The 18,160-nt window shown below is 67.4% G+C and carries 15 protein-coding genes; 8 read left to right on the top strand and 7 right to left on the bottom strand.

Translation table 11 applies throughout. The features are described 5' to 3' along the window. Positions 1–7 precede the first annotated feature (7 nt). From EV379_RS01380 to EV379_RS01365, 4 genes are all read left to right on the top strand, one after another. Positions 8–3,718, top strand: a complete 3,711-nt coding sequence (locus EV379_RS01380; RefSeq protein ID WP_130504580.1) for a fibronectin type III domain-containing protein — start codon at positions 8–10, stop codon at positions 3,716–3,718. A gap of 61 nt (positions 3,719–3,779) precedes the next feature. Continuing rightward, the gene (locus tag EV379_RS01375; protein ID WP_242616181.1) at positions 3,780–4,508 is read left to right on the top strand and encodes a CDP-alcohol phosphatidyltransferase family protein; all 729 of its coding nucleotides are present in this window, start codon (positions 3,780–3,782) and stop codon (positions 4,506–4,508) included. 5 nt (positions 4,509–4,513) lie between these two features. Next, positions 4,514–5,842: an O-antigen ligase family protein gene (locus EV379_RS01370; protein WP_130504578.1), complete on the top strand. Its 1,329-nt coding sequence runs from the start codon at positions 4,514–4,516 to the stop codon at positions 5,840–5,842. Next, positions 5,832–7,424 (top strand): oligosaccharide flippase family protein, encoded by a 1,593-nt coding sequence (locus EV379_RS01365; RefSeq protein WP_130504577.1) that lies wholly within the window; start codon positions 5,832–5,834, stop codon positions 7,422–7,424. Before EV379_RS01370 ends, EV379_RS01365 begins: the two co-directional genes overlap by 11 nt. Positions 7,425–7,442: 18 nt before the next feature. On the opposite strand, the gene EV379_RS01360 is transcribed toward EV379_RS01365, so the two are convergent. From EV379_RS01360 to EV379_RS01350, 3 genes are read right to left on the bottom strand one after another with little or no spacing between them, the layout of a single operon-like run. Then, positions 7,443–7,994, bottom strand: a complete 552-nt coding sequence (locus tag EV379_RS01360; protein ID WP_242616440.1) for a glycosyltransferase — start codon at positions 7,992–7,994, stop codon at positions 7,443–7,445. After that, positions 7,994–8,443 (bottom strand): glycosyltransferase family protein, encoded by a 450-nt coding sequence (locus tag EV379_RS01355; RefSeq protein ID WP_130504575.1) that lies wholly within the window; start codon positions 8,441–8,443, stop codon positions 7,994–7,996. Before EV379_RS01355 ends, EV379_RS01360 begins: the two co-directional genes overlap by 1 nt. A gap of 4 nt (positions 8,444–8,447) precedes the next feature. Then, entirely contained in the window at positions 8,448–9,362 is a 915-nt protein-coding gene (locus tag EV379_RS01350; RefSeq protein ID WP_165397253.1) for a glycosyltransferase family 2 protein, read from the bottom strand. A gap of 114 nt (positions 9,363–9,476) precedes the next feature. Between EV379_RS01350 and EV379_RS01345 the strand changes: the two genes are divergently transcribed. Both EV379_RS01345 and EV379_RS01340 read left to right on the top strand, forming a co-directional pair. Then, positions 9,477–10,598: a Gfo/Idh/MocA family protein gene (locus EV379_RS01345; RefSeq protein WP_130504573.1), complete on the top strand. Its 1,122-nt coding sequence runs from the start codon at positions 9,477–9,479 to the stop codon at positions 10,596–10,598. Positions 10,599–10,622: 24 nt separating this feature from the next. After that, a complete protein-coding gene (locus EV379_RS01340; protein WP_130504572.1) occupies positions 10,623–11,516 on the top strand; it encodes a hypothetical protein in 894 nt (297 codons plus the stop codon). 32 nt (positions 11,517–11,548) lie between these two features. Here EV379_RS01340 and EV379_RS01335 read toward each other — a convergent pair whose 3' ends face one another. After that, on the bottom strand, positions 11,549–12,370 hold the full coding sequence (locus EV379_RS01335) for a Wzz/FepE/Etk N-terminal domain-containing protein (protein WP_130504571.1): 822 nt from the start codon (positions 12,368–12,370) through the stop codon (positions 11,549–11,551). A gap of 213 nt (positions 12,371–12,583) precedes the next feature. Between EV379_RS01335 and EV379_RS01330 the strand changes: the two genes are divergently transcribed. Then, positions 12,584–14,152: a glycoside hydrolase family 16 protein gene (locus EV379_RS01330; protein ID WP_130504570.1), complete on the top strand. Its 1,569-nt coding sequence runs from the start codon at positions 12,584–12,586 to the stop codon at positions 14,150–14,152. A 95-nt stretch (positions 14,153–14,247) separates the two neighbouring features. On the opposite strand, the gene EV379_RS01325 is transcribed toward EV379_RS01330, so the two are convergent. The 3 genes from EV379_RS01325 to pip form a co-directional block, all read right to left on the bottom strand. Continuing rightward, positions 14,248–15,123, bottom strand: a complete 876-nt coding sequence (locus tag EV379_RS01325) for an alpha-1,2-fucosyltransferase (protein ID WP_130504569.1) — start codon at positions 15,121–15,123, stop codon at positions 14,248–14,250. 91 nt (positions 15,124–15,214) lie between these two features. Beyond that, the gene (gene ypfJ / locus EV379_RS01320) at positions 15,215–16,099 is read right to left on the bottom strand and encodes a KPN_02809 family neutral zinc metallopeptidase (protein ID WP_130504568.1); all 885 of its coding nucleotides are present in this window, start codon (positions 16,097–16,099) and stop codon (positions 15,215–15,217) included. A gap of 9 nt (positions 16,100–16,108) precedes the next feature. Further along, entirely contained in the window at positions 16,109–17,065 is a 957-nt protein-coding gene (gene pip, locus EV379_RS01315) for a prolyl aminopeptidase (RefSeq protein WP_130504567.1), read from the bottom strand. 65 nt (positions 17,066–17,130) lie between these two features. On the opposite strand from pip, the gene EV379_RS01310 reads away from it, so the two are divergent. Further along, positions 17,131–18,159: a malate dehydrogenase gene (locus EV379_RS01310; RefSeq protein WP_130504566.1), complete on the top strand. Its 1,029-nt coding sequence runs from the start codon at positions 17,131–17,133 to the stop codon at positions 18,157–18,159. Position 18,160: the final 1 nt, after the last annotated feature.

Here is an 18,160-nt window from a genome sequence, read left to right as displayed (position 1 = left end):
CACTCCCATGAACGTCACTCAACACACCGCACGCCGTGACCGGCGTTCGTGGCTCCGGCCAATGCTCGTCTGGGCTGCCGCGATCGCGATAACCGTCCCGCTCCTCAGCGTCGTCACCCCTGCCGAAACGGCAACGGCGGCGACGGCGTTGCCCGACGGGCTCACATCGCCGACCGCTGCCGGGTCGTGTTGGGAGGCCAAGCAGAATTATCCGGCTTCGGCCGATGGCGTCTACTGGGTGGTCACACCGACGCTGAAGGCACCGACTCAGGTCTACTGCGACATGACGACGGACGGCGGCGGTTGGGCCCTCGTCGGGCGCGGCCGCGAGGGTTGGAAGAACAATTACAACGGCTTGCGCGCCGCCAATGTGGCGACAACGCCGAGCGGAACCGGAGCGTTCCAGACCGCGCAGCTCGCGGCCCTGACGGTCGACGGCCTCCTGAACGGCACTGCCGTCAAGGATCTCGCCGATGGCATCCGGCTGAAGAGGGCGACCAACACGACGGGCACGACCTTCCAAGAGGTGCGCTTCAAGATGACCAAGCGTGACCGTTGGGTGTGGACCTTCCGTGGTGAGCACCCTGTCGGCACCTACACCTTCACCGGCAGTCCGGCCGCAGCGGTCGGATCCGGGTCCGGTGGGCAGACGGCCAGCTTCGGCAACAACACCGCGTACAGGAGGGTCGACCAGTCGATCTCCTCGGCGCAGGGTTGGGTCGGCGGCTTCTCCTTCGGCAGCGGTGTGACCGGAACGAACAGCGCCACCTCCTATCTCTGGTCGAACACGAACGGTCTGGGCGGCGCACGGCCGTTCACCCAGGTGTTCATTCGGCCGAAGCTGAAGATCGCCGACATGAACTTCGGCACGATCCCGGATGCCGGCGCACCGGCGCAGACGCTGCGCGCGATGCCGGAGAGCGACGCCATCACGACGCGGTGGGGTGTCACCGGGCAGGCGAACGGCATCGACGGAGAGCTGAACACCGAGGTGGCCGCATTCGGCCAGGTCGGCAACACCGTGTACGTGGGAGGCAACTTCCAGTACGTGCAACGGACGCTCAATGCGACGGGCACCAACAAGATCGAACAGAAGTTCCTGGCCGCATTCGACGTCAACACCGGTGAGTTCATCCCGAGCTTCAAGCCCAACTTGAACGGTCAGGTGAAGGCGATCATCGGGCTCCCTGACGGCCGGCTGGCCATCGGCGGTGACTTCAGCCAGGTCGACGGTTCCACCCAGCAGAGCGTTGTGGTGCTGAACGCCCAGACGGGAGCCAAGGCATCCGGTTGGCAGGTCCAGGCGGAAAACCGCAATGTGGGCGGTACCAGCCAGGTCAGAGGATTCTCCATCGAGAACGGGTGGCTCTACCTCTCTGGTAACTTCACCCACCTCGTTCCGGCCAGCGGCCCCACCGCGAGCACGTGGAACGGCGGCAGAATCAACGTCACGACGGGCGCGCCGGACACGAACTGGAACCCGAACCTCAACGGCACGAGCGTCGGCGTCGACGCCTCGAAGACCGGCGATCGTGCCTACTTCTCTGGGTACTTCCAGCAGACCGGCGCGAACGTGGCGCGGAACGCCGTTGCCCTCCAGTCGACCGCGGGGGCCGACCAGGTGCAGCCTGTGTTCACCCCGCATTTCAGCGGCGGCGCAGCACACGGCACCTGGCAGCTCGGCATCGCCGAGGCGGGGAGTAACGTCTGGCTCGGTGGGTCCGAGCACAGCCTGATCCAGTACGACCGCACCAGTTTCGCGTCCAAGGCGGGAAACATCACGAAGAACGGCGGAGACTTCCAGGCGGTTGTCGTCAACCCCAACACCAACATCGTGTTCGGTGGCTGCCACTGCGGTGACTTCGCTTACTCGAGCGCATACAACTGGCCAGATGTCGGCACCAACTGGACACAGGGCGACAGCATCAACCTGTTCGGCGCGTGGGATGCAACGACCGGAGCCTATCTGCCGGACTTCAACCCGATCGTGCAGGCTCGTCGCGGATTCGGCGCCTGGGCGTTCTTCACCGACTCGGCTGGCAACTTCTGGTCGGGCGGCGACTTCGCCTACTCCACGCGTGCCGGGGAAGTGAACCAGTGGTCGGGCGGTTTCGCTCGGTTCGCGGCGCGTGACATCGTCGCCCCGAGCACGCCGAGCGGCCTGGGCGGCACCCCGATCGGTGCAGGCACGACACACCTCAGCTGGAATGGCTCCACGGACAACCGCAGCGCGGTCAGCTATGAGGTCATCCGAGACAACAAGGTGGTCGTGTCGACGACGTCCACGAGCTTCGATGTTCCGACGGAAGCCACACCGGTGCGCTACTTCGTTCGGGCCGTCGACGCGACGGGCAACCGCTCGGCGACAACGGCCGTCTACCTGGTGGCACCGCCGAGTGCATCCGATTTGACCTTCATCACCTCCGGTGCGAACTGGAAGTGGCGCTTCGACTCGGCTGCTCTGCCCGCAGATTGGAACACGGTCGCGTTCAACGACTCGGCATGGGCCAGCGGCAACTCGGTCCTCGGCCTGGGGACAACGGGACTTGGAACCGACATCGGGGTGGGCGCACCGAGCCCGCGTCCGCTGAGCGCCCAGTTCCGACGCACGTTCACCGTCTCGAACCCGCTGACCGTCGTGGACGGGCAGATCAGCGTGATCGCGGATGACGGTGTTGTGGTCTACGTCAACGGAACCGAGGTCGGGCGGACGAACCTCCCGGCGGGAACCCTCACCCAGAACAGCTACGCGTCGGCCGCTCCGCGGTCCGGCCCCGCTGCCGGGGCACGGGTCGTGTACAACGTTCCGAGTTCGTTGTTGGTTGCTGGCACGAACGTCGTGGCCGCCTCCATGCACGCGAACTTCCGCACGACGCCCGACCTGAGCTTCGATCTGCGATTCACGGCGAAGGTCGGCCAGCCGCCCGTTGCTCCGGCCGCCCCCGTGGTGACCGGGAGCGCGAGCGACTCGACCACCGCGCAGCTCTCGTGGACTCAGCCGGCCGGATCCGCGGTCACCGAGTACCGGGTGTCGCGCGACGGCAACCAGGTCGGCGTCGTCCCGGCACCGGGACTCACGTTCACAGACACCGGGCTCACGCCGGAGACGAGCTATGCGTACTCGGTCGTCGCGGTCAACGCCTTCGGGCAGATCTCGACGCCAGGCACCGCGAACGTGACGACCCCGGCCGGGCCCGTTGACCCGAACGTGGCGTTCATCGCGAACGGTTCGACGTGGAGGTGGCAGTACACCTCGGCGGCCCTGCCGGCCGACTGGAACACCACGGCGTTCGACGACTCGGCATGGGCGTCCGGTGCCGCCGTGCTCGGCTTCAACGCGCCGGGGCAGCAGACCAATATCTCGGTCGGCGCCCCGACGCCGCGGCCGCTGAGCGCGCAGTTCCGCTCATCGTTCACCGTGGCCGACCCCGGAACAATCCTGACCGCGCAGCTCAGCGTGATCGCCGATGACGGTGTCGTCGTGTACCTCAACGGGACGGAGATCGCCAGGGCCAACCTGCCGGCGGGGACGCTCACCCAGAACAGCTACGCGACGACCGCTCCGACGGCCGCGGCGGCCGCCGCCAACAGGATCGTTGTCGACGTGCCGGTGAATCTGCTGGTCGCTGGCACGAACACCATTGCCGCTTCGACGCACCTCAACTACCGGAGCTCGCCGACCGCGAGTTTCGACCTCTCGTTGAACGGCACGCGGTGACATGTCGGGCACGGGGGCTGATGCGGAGGCGGTAGGTACACCAGCGATAGACGGAGGAAAAGTGGTCCAGAGCAGCTATCGGGCCGCGGTGGCGCGCCTGGCATCGGCGCAGAAGTCCGGCGCCGGCCAGCCCGCCTACCTCCGCTGGGTCAACCGCCCCCTTGGCCGCCGCGCGGCGGCTGCCGCCTCCGTGCTCGGCCTCTCCCCCAACGCCGTCACGTTGCTGAGCGCGCTCTGCTCGTTGGCGGCCCTGCTCCTGATTGCGCTGCTGCCGCCCACGATCGCGGTGGCTCTCGGCGCGACCGCACTCCTCCTCGCCGGCTACGCCCTTGACTCGGCCGACGGCCAGCTCGCCCGGCTGACCGGCTCAGGCAGCCTGGCTGGCGAGTGGCTCGACCACGTCGTCGATGCGGCGCGGCTCCCGCTGTTTCATCTTGCGATCGCCGTGCACTTCTTCCGCTGGAGCGATTCGTTCTGGTTGGTCGGGGCAGCGCTGGGCTACATGCTGCTCAGCTCTGTGTGGTTCTTCGCACAGACGCTGGCCGAGAAACTCGGTCAGGCGGGTTCCGCCGAGTCGGACGCGCCCGTCTGGATGTCCTTCGTCAAGACGCCCTACGACGTCGGGACGGTGTATCTGACGGTGCTGGCGCTGCCGTTCCCGGCCCTGTTCGCGACGCTGTATCTTCTCCTCTTCGCGTTCACGCTCGCCGTGGCCGCCCTCTCCTTCCGCCGCAAGTACCGCATGCTGGCGGCGCAGAGTCGGCCGGCCACGGCATCCGCGGGAGGCTGAACACGATGAGCATCGGACTGCAGCGCAAGGCTCAGCATCACTCGCACGCGGCGACGATCGACCCCGCTCAGCGCGAGCTGCCCGGCTGGCCGGTGCTCGTGCTGCTCTGGGGCATGCCGGCCTGGTGGGCCCTCGGAATGCTGCCGTTCATCGCCATCATCGTCGCTGTTCCGATGATCGCGTTCCTCTCGCAACGCTCGCGGGTGAAGCTCGTACCCGGCATGCTGCCATTCGTCGCCTTCGTCGTCTGGATGCTCCCCTGCGCGCTCATGCTCGACTCGTTCGGCCGCATGGTCGGATTCTCGATGCGGTTCACGCAGTTCGCCGCGGTCGCCGTCGCGCTCGTCTACGTTGTCAACGCCAGACACGCGCTCACGGTACGCCGCGTGATGTCGGGCCTGACCTTCACCTGGGTGTTCGTCATCGCCGGCGGCTACCTCGGAATGCTCTGGCCCGAAACGACGCTGACGATGACCATCGGCCAGCTGCTGCCTGCACCGATTCTCGAGAACGAGTACGTGCGCGACCTCGTATTCCCGTCATTCGCGGAGGTGCAGACGCCGTGGGGAGCTGAGCAACCGTTCGAGCGCCCGTCCGCGCCCTTTCCGTACACGAACGGCTGGGGCGCCGCGATCGCGATCCTGACTCCGATCGCCGTCGCGACGGCACTCGAACGCAGGACGGCCGCTGCCACGGTCTGGTTGATGCTCGGAATCGCGGCAGCGATCCCGCCGGCCATCGCGACGACGAATCGGGGTCTCTTCGTCGGGCTCATCGCGGCCGTCTGCTACGTTCTCCTCCGTCTTATCGGCCGCGGCAAGTGGGTGCCGTTCCTCTGGGTCGGCTCCCTCGGCACCATCCTCGTCGCGCTGCTCACCCTGACAGGGGCCCTCAACGGAATCGCCGAAAGACAGGATGCCGCCGACACCTCCGAAGGGCGCGGATCGTTGTACGAGGAGACCTTCGTGCGAGCCCTCGCGTCACCGATCTTCGGCTACGGCTCGCCACGGCCGTCCTTCACCAGCGAGATCACGGTCGGAACACAGGGCATGATCTGGGACGCGATGTTCTGCTTCGGCTTCGTCGGCCTCGCCCTCTTCGCCTTCTTCATGTTGGGCGGCCTCGCCCGCACGTGGTCGGCTCCGAACGTCTCGGCACTCTGGCTGCACTCCTCGATCGTGTCGGCATGCGCGCTCAGCATCTTCTACGGTCTCGACCGGCACATCCTCACGATCTGCCTCGTCCTCGGCGTCATGCTGAGAGAGCGTTACGCTCCGTCGTCTCGGTACTGGAACGCGAATCCGCGCACGGAGGTCAGCACACATGCGGCCTGAACGACTGGCCAGGAGCGGCTCGTACAGTCTGATCGGCTCGAGTTTCGCAGCTCTGGCCGCGCTCGTTCTTGCCGTCCTGGTAGGAAATGGTCTCGGGGCACACGGAACGGGCGTGTTCTTCCAGGCGATCGGCTTCTTCACCATCGTCAGCCAGATTCTCCGACTCGGCACGAACAGCAGCATCGTGCGCACCATCTCCGAACAGCACGCATTCGCGCGCACCGGGGAGAGTTGGCGTACCGTCGTCATCGCCGTCGTCCCCGTCGCCGCCCTCTCCGTGTTCGTCGCCATCGGCATCTACCTCACTGCGGGGCCGTTGGCGGCGTGGCTGAGTGGCGCGGGAGAGACAAGTGAGCTCGAGCGGCTGCTCCTGGACATCGCACCCTACGTCGTGCCGTCCGCGCTCCTCGCCGTGCTTCTCACGGCGACCCGCATGATGCGCGGCATCGTGGCATTCACGCTGTTGCAGAACATCCTGCTCCCCCTCAGCCGCGTGCTGCTCGTCGCCATGGCCATCATGCTGGCCGCCGACGCGCTGGGCGCCGTGCGCGCATGGATGGCGGTGCTGCCGCTCTGGCTGATCGTCACGATTGCGGTGTTGGCCCGCCCTTTCATCACGGACTGGCGTGCGCGCAAGGCCGCGTCAGAGCCCGCCGGCGTTGCAGCACGTCGGTTCTGGGCGTTCAGCGGGACGCGTGCCGTCGGCGGCGCACTCGAGACGACGCTGGAGTGGTCGGATGTGCTGATCGTGGCCGCACTCGCTTCGCCGTCGGCCGCCGGCGTCTACGCGATCGCGACGCGCGCCGTGCGCGCCGGCCAGGTCGTCGATCAGGCGATGCGGTTGGCAGTGAGCCCGGCGATCTCCCGCCTGCTCGCGCGCGGGGACCTCCTCGGTGCGCGCACCCTGCACACCAAGGTCGCGCGCGCGATGATCCTCACGAGTTGGCCGTTCTACCTGACGCTCGCGACGATGGGTCCAGCCGTGCTGGCGATCTTCGGCCCGGAGTTCGTGGCCGGATCCATCGTTCTCACCATCCTCGCCGGCGCGATGATGATCGCCACGAGCGCCGGGATGCTGCAGAGCGTGCTGCTGCAGGGTGGCAAGAGCAGCTGGCAGATGTACAACAAGGCCTTCGCCCTGGTGCTCAGCGTCGGCCTCAACCTGCTGCTTGTCCCCGTGCTCGGAATCCTCGGTGCCGCACTCACCTGGACGGCGTGCGTGATCATCGATACGGCGATCGCGTCGTGGCAGGTGCACAGGCGGATGCGGATGCTGCTCGAGCCGAGGAAGTTGCTGCTCGCGATGACGATTCCGCTCGCGGTGTTCGGCGTCGGCGGTGTGCTGGTGCGTCTCGTGTTCGGTGCCACGTTCCCCGCCCTCATCGGCGGGCTTCTCGTCTTCGGAATGATCTACCTGGTCTTGTTGTGGTTCCTCCGCGGCCGACTCGGGATTGTGGCGCTGTGGCGGGAGATCCCGATCATGCGCCGCTACGCCGAGCAGGCGCCGGACCCTCTCCCTGGCACGCTGGACGGCACCGGCCGTGCGGACGAATCGACGAGCCCAGCGGGGCGGCAGCGGTAGCGCGCTCGGCCGAACCGATCAGGAGCCGAGACCCCGCGCCACACGCGCGAGCCGCCGGACACGTTCGCCACGCCCCAAGGGCTTGGGCAGTTGCTCCAGCAGCGCCGCGAGATTCGCCACACCCGGCGTCGGCGTCGGGGCGTCCTGGCTCTCCCGCGCGCTGGCCAGCTCGGCGTCGATCGCGCTCCACAACTGCTCCCGCGTCAGCACCCGGTGGATGATGCCGAGCTCAGCCGCCCGCTCCGTGAAGATCAGCTGGTGGTCGTCGACCACCTCGTCATCGACGGGAATGCGCGGGACGACGATGGGGATCCGCCGCAGCGCACGCATGTCCATGACCCCTCCTGCGCCGCCCTGGAGCACCACGGCGTCGGCGGCGGAGCAGAGGGTGAGCAGTTGCGCGTAGGGCAGCACGTCGTGGTTCTCAGCGCCCCCCAATGGCTTGCCGGGGCCATGTTGCATGACGACGTGCACCTCTGGGTGCGCCTCCGTCCAGGGTTCCATCCACTCGGTGAGCCGATTGAACGGCAGGTGGTACGTTCCGGCGCTGACGACGACCGACGGGCGCATCACAGCACGACGCCGATGTTCTCGGAGCCCGGGTACATCGCCGCGAGCGCGTCCCACTGCACGAGGAAGCTGTCGGAGAACGGGTAGACGAGCCGACCGCTCAGAGAGGCGGAGGTGATCCGGTCGACCGGTTCCAGGAACGCCGTGCGTGCTCCGACGAAGCGCGCCTGCGCGAAGAAGGGCAGGGCGATGGCGGCGCCGGTGCTGAACACGAGGTCCGGGCGTTCGGCCCGGAGCACCCGGCGGGCCAGCGCGAAGTTCCGCGCCAGATTCGGCAGGTTGCGCACGGTCGGGTAGTGCGCCTCGACGACACGCTCACCGACAAGCCTCGACCGGGCGTCCTCGGTCGGCAAGGTCACCCAGGAGCGCTCATGCCGACCCCACCACTCCTTCAGGGCGAGGGCCTGGGTGAGGTGGCCGCCGGACGAGCAGACGATGAGGATCCGCATGGTTCTAGATCCCCTTGCCGAATCGTGCGGCGGTGCGCGCGACGGCGTTCGCCGTGGTGAGACGCATGGCAATGGCCAGGGCGAGGTAGGCCTTCGTCTGGCGCCCGGAATGCGCGATCGCCCGCCGCGCCCAGCGCGCGCCCTCACTCCGTTGGCCGCTCGCGGCGAGCGCGAATGCGATCTGTGATTCGATCCGGCCGATCGCCGGCCCGCTGCTGGCGAAGTCCGGATGTTTCTCGAGCAAGTACTGCAGCGCCTCCGCGTACGCGGCCCACTGACCGAAGAAATAGGACTGTCCCTGCCAGGTGACCGAGACGAGCGCCTCGTTCACGACGACGACATCGGTGATCGCTGAGGTGCGCAACAGGATGTCGTAGTCCTCACCGTAGCTGCGCGGGAGGTCTTCGTCGATCAGGCCGATGGGGCCGAGGAGCGCCGCCCGCCGGAAGACGAAGCTGCTCGAGTGCAACCCGGCCAGGCGGTCGTGCAGGAACTCGCGGTGGCTGATCGATTCCGACGGCACGAGCCGCTCGTGCGTGCGCTCGCCGTCGTCGACGATCATCGCCGTACCGACGAGGAGCGAGTCTGGATGCTCGTGGAACTTCGCCATCTGGCGTTCCAGCTTGTCCGGCATCCAGTAGTCGTCGTCGTCCAGGAACGCGACATAGTCGTGTTCCGCGGCGAGGATACCGGTGTTGCGCCCGCCGGCGAGGCCCCGGCTGCGGTCATTCACGAGTGCCTTCAGCTCCCGGTTGCCCGGTACGACGACGTCGGGCAGCACCGGCTCACAGGCGTCGAAAACGACGATCACTTCGACATGCCCCTGGTAGCCCTGGTCGAGGATGCTCTGCACCGCTCGGCGCATCATGTCCGGGCGGTTATGCGTTGGAACGACAGCGCTGACGGCGGGTGCAGTCACTATTTCCTCCCAAAATCTGAGGGCAGACCGAGCCTACCGTCGCGGCACATGCTTCCGCTAGCATGAACAAACGCAGCAGCACAGCGCTATTTCCGAAGAGTCCTCGGGAGTGTCATGGTCACAGTTGCAATGGTCGGAATCGGCAAAATGGGCCTGTCCCATCTCGCCATGGTGCGCGCTCATCCCGATGTCGAGGTGGTCGGTGTCTGCGACTCCATCGGCTACGTGCTCGACGTGCTCTCGAAGTACACGGGCCTTACGACCTTCACCGATTTCACGACGATGCTCGACACCGTGAAGCCGGATGCCGTCATCATCGCGACTCCGTCGGCCTCCCATGTCCAGCTCATCCGCGAAGCACTCGGCCGCGGGTTGCACGTGTTCTGCGAGAAGCCGTTGACCCTCTCCGCCGAAGAGTCGGCCGAGCTCGCCGCCGTCGCGGCGAAGAAGGGACTCGTCACCCAGGTCGGTTACCACAACCGTTTCGTCGGGGCCTTTCAGGAGGTCAAGCGCCTGCTCGACGCCGGCGCGATCGGAACAGTCAGCCACGCACTGGCCGAGTCCTATGGGCCGGTGGTGTTGAAGCCGAAGGGCGGAACCTGGCGGAGCAAGCGGGTGTCGGGCGGCGGCTGCCTCTACGACTACGCGGCTCACCCGCTCGACCTGCTCAGTTGGTATTTCGGCGAGGCCGTCTCGGCGGGCGGCACCGTGATCAGCCAGGTCTTCTCGGCCGAGACCGACGACCAGGTGTACAGCACCCTCCGTTTCGCGGATTCCATCAGCGCCCAGCTCTCCGTCGACTGGTCGGATGAGTCGCAGCGGAAGATGACGACCAAGCTCTCCATCTGGGGCTCAGCCGGGAAGATCGTCGTCGATCGCCAGGAGTGCCAGGTCTACCTGCGCGACACGGCTGAACCGCCACCCGGGTACCATCACGGCTGGAACTCCCGCTACACGACGACACTCACCCCGCCCGTGTGGTTCTACCTCCGCGGCGAGGAGTACAGCGCCCAGATCGACCATTTCGTGCGCGCGGTGCTCGCCCGCCCCGAGGCCCGCGGCGCGGCGCAGAACGACTTCGCGAGTGCGGCCGCCACGGACCGGATGATCGAAATGGTGCTCGTCTCGGCATCGGCCGAGGAGAACCCGGTCCGCGCCACCACGACGGCGCCACCGACAACGAAACCACGCAAATCACTGTTCGGCGGACGAAGCACGAAGACCGCCGCGCGCTGAGCGAGGCACGAAAGGGGTGCGGAGATGGATCGACTGCTCTTCGGCGACAACCAGTTCTTCGGCGTGAACCACATGTCCGAGGAGAAGGCGCGCGCGCAGGCCATCCAGTTCCACGCGGTCGAGGCGATCATCGAGGTGCTCGACGTCGCGTACGCGGCCGGCATCCGCACCTTCATGTGCACGACACACGAGCGCATCGCCGAGGTGTGCGACCACGTGCGCTCACACCCCGAACGTTACGAGGGCTTCACCTTCTACCCGTGCATGCCGTACGCGCACAAGTACGCGAACGCCGTGACCGAGCAGGGGATGCTGGGGGCCCTGCGCCAGTTCATGCCGGATGACGGCTTCATGAACGCGGCGCTGCGGGGCGGCAAGGCGCTGGCGTCCAAGGACATCGAGGGCATCGTCACCCTCCTGGTCGACGCGGAGATGAAGATGTTCGCCGGGCTCTCGACGCCCGTGATCTTCCTGCAGAACGTGGTCGTCGACCTGCTGCTCGGGCTCGGCTTCGATGAGGCCTTTTCCATCTTCAGCGCCCACGTGCGCTCCCGCTATAACGCGGAACCCGGATTCATCACGATGAACCTGCCCATGCTGCTCGACGCGCTCGACCGCGTCGGCGAGGAGAACCCGATCGTCTGCTCCAACATCAACAAGCTCGGTTTCCGGGTGTCCGGCGGCCTCGACGCCTACGAACTGGCGCTTACAGAGCGCCGATTCCGGCCGATCGCGATGTCGGTCTACGCCTCTGGCGCCATTCCGCCACGCGAGGCGCTGGAGTGGCTGCACTCGCTGCCGGCCGACCCGGCGATCGTCTTCGGCGCGTCAACGGCCGGCCACATCCGCGGCACCGTGCAGCTCGTCGAGCAGATCTGGGGCGAGCCCGTCGCGGCGCTCAGCCCCGTGACCGACTGAATCCCGACTCCGTCGACGACTCGCGCGACGAATCAGGCGGCATTCTCCGTGCCCGTGCCGATCTTCGCCGGGCGCTGACGCCTGGCGCCCGCCTTGGCCTCGCCGGCATCCTCCTCTGAACGACTCCGATGCACACGTGCCCTGATCATCGCCACGAAGCAGCCGACGAAGATTCCGACGAAGAGTGACGCGGCAAGCAGGATCGGCATCGACGGCTTGGTCGACTCAGACGGGGAGATCGCCGGGCTCACGATCGAGCCGGCGTTGAATGATGCCGAGCGCAGGATCGCCTGGCGCTCCTGCAGCGCCTGGATCTGCGTCTCCAGCGTCGCCCGCGCCGGGCTGTCAGCCGGCAGGGCGGCCGCCTCGGCGGTGATCTCGGCAATGCCGGCCGTGAGGCCTGCCGAGGCCTCTTCGACGACCCGCTTCGCCGTCGTCACCCGGTTCTCCTGGTAGGCGGAGGCGATGGCATTCGCGGCGGCGGCTGCCCCGTCCGCGGTGTCGGCGGTGAAGCTGAACGAGAGCACCTCAGCGCCCTTCGGGACCAACACGACGAGGCCGTCCCTGAGCTCGGCCACGGTCGGACCATTCAGTTCCTTCGCGGCGAGGGTCAACACCTCCGTCGACGATGCCACGACGCGTTCCGTGTCCATGTTGGCCGGCTCGCTGGCCTGCCCGGTTGTGGAGACGGAGATGGGCTCGACTGTGATCACGGCGGTCGACTCGTACCGCTCGGGCCAGAACTCGTTTGCAGCGAAGCCTGCGGCGAGCGCCACCACGATGATGACGATCAGAAGACGCCACTGACGGGTGATGCTGCGCGCCAGATCTTCGAGCGAGAATACCTCGGCCATCGAGCCTCCAGTTCACTTCAGTGATCCCTGAGTAGCGAAACTCCGCCTTCCTTGCAGCCATCATGTCACCAGATGTCAGAACTGAGTACGATTCAGGGTTTTGCCAGAATATGCCGTATACCGTTGACGAGTCCTGCCAACCCCCTGTTTTGGGGGCGTTTTGTTATAAGGGCATTGTCCCCCATTCAAGTATTCGTTAGGCATTCTTTCTTAGTGCGTAAAACAACTGTTCTTTCCTCATTGGTGGTCGCCGCCCTCTCGGCGGCGATCCTCATCCCCGCCGCGCCGGCAAGCGCGGCCCCATCCACGACCAGCGTTCGCACCGCTGCGGAGCAGGTGACCACCGTTGTCGGTTTCGGCGACAAGAGCTGGTCCTACTACCGCGCAACCACCGCCCCCGCGAGCAACTGGAAGACCGCGAAGGCGGCCTGGAAGACGGGTGCCGCACCTCTCGGCTTCGGCACCAACCCGGGCACGCTCGGAACGAAGCTTCCGAACGACTTCGCGAAGAAGCCGCTCGCGAGCTACTTCCAGAAGACCTTCTCGCTCAGCAGCGTTCCCGCAGCGGGCATGACCCTGACCACGTGGGCGGATGACGGCATCGTCGTCTACGTCAACGGCACGGAAGTCACCCGCAAGAACATGCCGACCGGCACGATCACCGACTCCAGCTACGCCACCAAGGCGCCGCTGTCCGCTGCCGCTCGCGCCGCGACGTTCACCGCAACGGTTCCGGCTTCCGCGCTGAAGCAGGGCGAGAACCTGATCTCGGTGCAGGTCCAGTCCAACTGGCGTGCAACCACCAACCAGAGCTTCGACGCGAAGCTCACGATGGCGGAGTCCTCGACGATTGCGCCTCCCGTCACCCCGCCGACCACGACGCCTCCCGTCACCCCGCCGACCACCACGCCTCCCGTCGCCCCCGAGGGCGGCACTGGCGCAGTCGACGGCTGGGGTGCCCCGACCTGGCGCGACGAGTTCAACTTCGTCAGCCCGACCACGGGCAAGCCCGCCGTCGACCCGAGCAAGTGGAACGTGCGTGACCGCAGCGACCTCGGCCTGCTGCCCGACGCAGCGGTGCCCAGCCGCGACCAGGTGACCGTTGACTCCAGCGGCATCCTGCACCTCAAGGCCGACTGGCTCGACACCCCGGTGATCCGCCCCGACGGCCAGGCCGGCCCGAAGGAACTCTGGCACAAGACCGGATACATCGACCAGCGTGCCCAGAAGCCGGGCAACATGTCCTACGAGCAGCGCTACGGTCGCTGGGAGATCCGCGCCAAGGTTCCGACCGGACCGCAGACCTACGGTGCCCTCGCCGCCTTCTGGCTGCGCAACTCGGACTCCGGTGAGATCGACATCATGGAGTCGTGGGGCTTCAACGACAAGGCCGGTGTCGGTGGACAGCGGATCGGCAGCGCAACGACGACGATCCACACCCAGACCTCTGCCGGTGGCAACGAGAAGTACTACTGGACGCACGCCGACTTCGGCGGTTCCAACACGGTGTACGACGGATTCCACACCTTCGCCTTCGAGCTGACCCCGACGTACGCGAAGATCATCGCCGATGGCAAGACCCTCGCGACGGCAACGCCGGCGACGCACCCGAACCTGTGGAACGAGAAGTACTTCGGCAGCCCGCTGCACGTGCGCCTCAACCTGCACGTCGGACCGTCGGCACAGTACTGGGGAATCCCGGACCCGGCCCACAAGGACTGGACCCAGAACCTGGACTACCAGGTCGACTACGTCCGCATGTGGAACTACGACGCCAAGTAGACATCATCGGGGGTGACTGACCCGAGAACACGAGGGGCCCTGCATTCAGCAGGGCCCCTCCGTCGTGCCACGGCGCCCGAGCGGTCGGACGAGGATCAGAGGCGCAGCCACTCGGCCGGCACGAGGTCGCTGGCATCGCTGTGGCCGTCGGCGAACCAGATCAGCGGCGCAATCACGGGATGCTCGGCCGTGCTCGGTCGGCCGAGCCAACCGGCCCACCAACTGAAACTGCTGTTCGCGATCACCCGCGAGGCGCACGCCGCCATCAGCGCGATCTCCCCGCCGTCGGCGATGGCCGCGTCTGCGGGGCAGATCAGGTCACCGGCGCCGGCCAGGTTCTGCCTGATCCAGTCCGGATCGTCCCCGAACCAGACCCTGGTGCGCGGCCCGCCAGCCTCGAGGTGGGCGAGCGCGCGGTCGTAGTAGTCGCCGCCGAGCACCCCGTGTCGCACCGCGGCATCCCGGTCGGACACGTAGTCGCCACGTCGCACGTGGATGGCGACGCTGCGCTCGTCGTTCTCCAGCCGGCGCGCCAGCTCGAGACCGCTCGGGCTCAGCATCGAACGGAGCAGCCCGGTGACCTCCGAGCGGACCGCGTCGGCAGAGCCGTCGAAGTAGTGCGGAGACTGGAAGTAGCCGAGGAGGTAGCTTGTGCCGCCGAGGCGTTCGGCGACGGAGGTGTCGAAGCCGGACACCCGCTGCCTCACGAGGCGCAGCGCCGAAGAGTCGTTGATCAGGCCCGCCTTGTGCGCGAGCGCAAGCACCATCCCGCTCGCACGGCTGAGGCGCTGCTCGCGCGGGATGAGCGGGCCGACCGCCAACGGCCTGTCACCCCGGCAGCGCACGTGGTCGAAGAGCACGTCCCTGCCCGCATCGCTGAGGGCTTTGGCGAACGCCCATTCGAAGAGCTGATTGCCGAGCCCGCCCTGCAGGCTGAGCAGTACCTGGTCGCGCCTCACCAGCCAGGGCATAGGCCGTCATCCTTTGCTCGTCGAGTTCCGCCCAGCATAGAGTGTGGCCGCGCTCGAACCCAAGGGTTCCCTTCTGTTCGGCGAGCGCCGGCTAGAGCTCCGACGCGCTCACGGCAAAGGTGTTGCAGTACTCGGCACCGTTCTCGAATCCGACCAGGAACCAGCGTTGGCGCTGCTCGCTCGAGCCGTGTGTCCAGCCCTCCGGGTTGACCTGCCCGGACACCGCCTGCTGGATGCGGTCATCGCCGACAGCGGCCGCGGCGCTGAGGGCATCGGTGATCTGATCTCGCGTGACCGGCTTGAGGAATGCGACACCCGCTGTGTCCTCGACAGTGGATGCCGCGGCCGTCCACGCTCCGGCGAAGCAGTCCGCCTGTAGCTCGACACGTACGCCGTTGGAGGCCGGCCCGGTCTGGCCGTCCTGCGCCTGCTCCAGGATCCCGGCGATGTTCTGGATGTGGTGGCCCCACTCGTGGGCGACGACGTACATCTCGGCGAGAGGCCCCCCGCTGGAACCGAAGCGGCCGCGGAGCTCGTCGTAGAAGCTCGTGTCCAGGTAGATCGCCTGCTCCGGTGGGCAGTAGAACGGGCCGGTCGCGCTCGACGCCGCACCGCAGCCGGTCTGCGTCGACGCGGTGAAGAGCTGCATGTCGTTCGGCGAGACGTAGCTGCCGCCGAGCAGCGGATACTCCACGCTCCAGTACGCCTCGAGCGAGGCCGCCGCGCCCTTCATCCTGCACTCGACGTCCGTGTTGGCGTCCGCACCGGTCTGGCAGGCCTCGAGGCTGTCGCCCTCCTCGCTCTGCGATTGGCCGCTCTGCTCGCCGCCAGCCAGGCCGGTGAGGTCGACACCCAACAACTGCGAGAGCACGAAGAGCACGATCACGCCGACACCGCCGCCGACGGCGATGCCGGTGTTGCGGCCGCGCTTGGAGACCTTGCCTCCGGAGATGTCCGCCTTGTCGTTGAACGTCATGCCTGCACGCTACGCCGCGAAGCGGTCCGTCGCCATGATCAGTGCGTCGAGGATTCCGGGCTCGTCGAAGGCGTGTCCGGCATCCGGGATCATGTGGAACTCCGCCTCCGGCCACGCCGTGTGCAGGTCCCAGGCCGTCATCGCCGGGGTGCACGCGTCGTAGCGCCCCTGCACGATGACGGCCGGGATGTCGCGGAGCTTCACGGCGTCACGGATGAGCTGCCCGTCCTCCCACCACCCGCCGTTCATGAAGAAGTGGTTCTCGATGCGGGCGAAGGCGACCGCGAAGCGTTCCTCGGTGAAGTGGTCGATCGTGTGCTTCTGCGGCAGGAGCGTGATCGTCGAGGACTCCCAGAGCGCCCAGGCGACGGCCGCCGGGCCGTGCACGGCCGGGTCAGGGTCGTTCAGCAGGCGGCTGTACGCGCGGATCATGTTGCCGCGTTCCTCGACGGGCACCGGCTCGAGGAAGCTCTCCCAGAGATCGGGGAACAGGGCGCTCGCGCCGCCCTGGTAGAACCAGTCGAGCTCCGTCCGACGCAGGGTGAAGATGCCGCGCAGCACGAGTTCGCTGACACTGCCCGGGTGGGTCTGGGCGTAGGCGAGCGCGAGGGCGCTGCCCCAGGAACCACCGCAGACGAGCCAGGTCTCGATGCCGAGGTGGGTGCGCAGCTTCTCCATGTCGGCGACCAGGTGCCAGCTCGTGTTCGCCGTGAGCTCGGCATCCGGGTCGCTCGCATGCGGCAGGCTCTTCCCGCATCCGCGCTGGTCGAAGAGCACGATGCGGTACTTCTCCGGGTCGAACACCCTCCGCTGTGCCGGGCCACTGCCTGCACCCGGCCCGCCGTGCACATACACAGCAGGCTTGCCGTCTGGATTGCCGGAGACCTCCCAGTAGATCTGTTGGCCGTCGCCGACATCGAGCAGGCCGGTCTCGTACGGCTGGATCTCCGGATAGAACTCACGCATGCATCGAGCGTAGATGTTGTGCGACTTCCCCGCACCGGTGAGGCCCGGCGTGGTTAGGCTGAACTATGGCGTACTCACAGAACCCCGTCACCGTCACCATCACCGGCGCGGGCGGCCAGATCGGTTACGCCCTGCTTTTCCGCATCGCATCCGGGCAGATGCTCGGCGCCGATGTTCCCGTGCGGCTGCGGCTGCTCGAGATCCCGCAGGGCGTCAAGGCCGCGGAGGGCGCGGCACTCGAACTGCAGGATGCCGCGTTCCCGCTGCTGCACGGCGTCGACGTGACCGACGACGCGACCGCCGCGTTCGACGGCGTGAACATCGCCATGCTCGTCGGCGCCCGCCCCCGCGGTCCCGGAATGGAACGCGCCGATCTGCTCGCGGCCAACGGCGGCATCTTCGGCCCGCAGGGCGCAGCGATCAACGCCGGGGCCGCCGACGATGTGCGCGTGGTTGTCGTGGGCAATCCGGCCAACACGAACGCGCTCATCGCCAGTGCGCACGCACCCGATGTTCCGGCCGCTCGGTTCACGGCGCTCACCCGACTCGACCACAACCGGGCGCTCGGCCAGCTGTCCGCCGCCCTGGACGCGCCGGTCGGCGGCATCCGCAATGTGACGATCTGGGGCAACCACTCGGCGACCCAGTACCCCGATGTCTCCCACGCGACCCTCGACGGCAGAGCGGTGCCCACTCTGCTCGCCGAGCGCTTCGGCGGCGCGGACGGCGCGGCGCACTGGCTCAGCGAGCAGTTCATCCCGCGCGTCGCCAAGCGCGGCGCCGAGATCATCGAGGTACGCGGCTCCTCCTCCGTTGCATCGGCAGCCTCCGCCGCGATCGACCACGTCCGCGATTGGGTCGGGGCCGGGTCGCAGCCGGGTGACGCCGGCTGGACCTCGGTTGCGCTGCCGTCCGACGGCTCCTACGGGGTGCCGGAGGGTCTCATCAGTTCGTTCCCGGTCGAGTCCGTCGACGGTCAGCTGCGGATCGTGCAGGGCCTGTCGATCGACGAGTTCTCCCGCGCCCGCATCGACGCCTCCGTCGCCGAGCTCGTCTCCGAGCGCGACGCGGTGCGTGCCCTCGGCCTCCTCTGAC

Source organism: Microterricola gilva, from assembly GCF_004217495.1.
Lineage (GTDB): Bacteria > Actinomycetota > Actinomycetes > Actinomycetales > Microbacteriaceae > Microterricola > Microterricola gilva.
Note: the sequence above shows the minus strand (reverse complement) of the source record. Positions and strands in the feature narration are given on the sequence as shown.

Excerpts from the sequence above, each read along its gene's own strand:
- EV379_RS01380 (WP_130504580.1), top strand. The coding sequence starts at position 8 with ATGAACGTCACTCAACACACCGCACGCCGTGACCGGCGTTCGTGGCTC.
- EV379_RS01370 (WP_130504578.1), top strand. The coding sequence starts at position 4,514 with ATGAGCATCGGACTGCAGCGCAAGGCTCAGCATCACTCGCACGCGGCG.
- EV379_RS01365 (WP_130504577.1), top strand. The coding sequence starts at position 5,832 with ATGCGGCCTGAACGACTGGCCAGGAGCGGCTCGTACAGTCTGATCGGC.
- EV379_RS01360 (WP_242616440.1), bottom strand. The coding sequence starts at position 7,994 with ATGCGCCCGTCGGTCGTCGTCAGCGCCGGAACGTACCACCTGCCGTTC.
- EV379_RS01355 (WP_130504575.1), bottom strand. The coding sequence starts at position 8,443 with ATGCGGATCCTCATCGTCTGCTCGTCCGGCGGCCACCTCACCCAGGCC.
- EV379_RS01345 (WP_130504573.1), top strand. The coding sequence starts at position 9,477 with ATGGTCACAGTTGCAATGGTCGGAATCGGCAAAATGGGCCTGTCCCAT.
- EV379_RS01340 (WP_130504572.1), top strand. The coding sequence starts at position 10,623 with ATGGATCGACTGCTCTTCGGCGACAACCAGTTCTTCGGCGTGAACCAC.
- EV379_RS01335 (WP_130504571.1), bottom strand. The coding sequence starts at position 12,370 with ATGGCCGAGGTATTCTCGCTCGAAGATCTGGCGCGCAGCATCACCCGT.
- EV379_RS01325 (WP_130504569.1), bottom strand. The coding sequence starts at position 15,123 with ATGCCCTGGCTGGTGAGGCGCGACCAGGTACTGCTCAGCCTGCAGGGC.
- ypfJ (WP_130504568.1), bottom strand. The coding sequence starts at position 16,099 with ATGACGTTCAACGACAAGGCGGACATCTCCGGAGGCAAGGTCTCCAAG.
- pip (WP_130504567.1), bottom strand. The coding sequence starts at position 17,065 with ATGCGTGAGTTCTATCCGGAGATCCAGCCGTACGAGACCGGCCTGCTC.
- EV379_RS01310 (WP_130504566.1), top strand. The coding sequence starts at position 17,131 with ATGGCGTACTCACAGAACCCCGTCACCGTCACCATCACCGGCGCGGGC.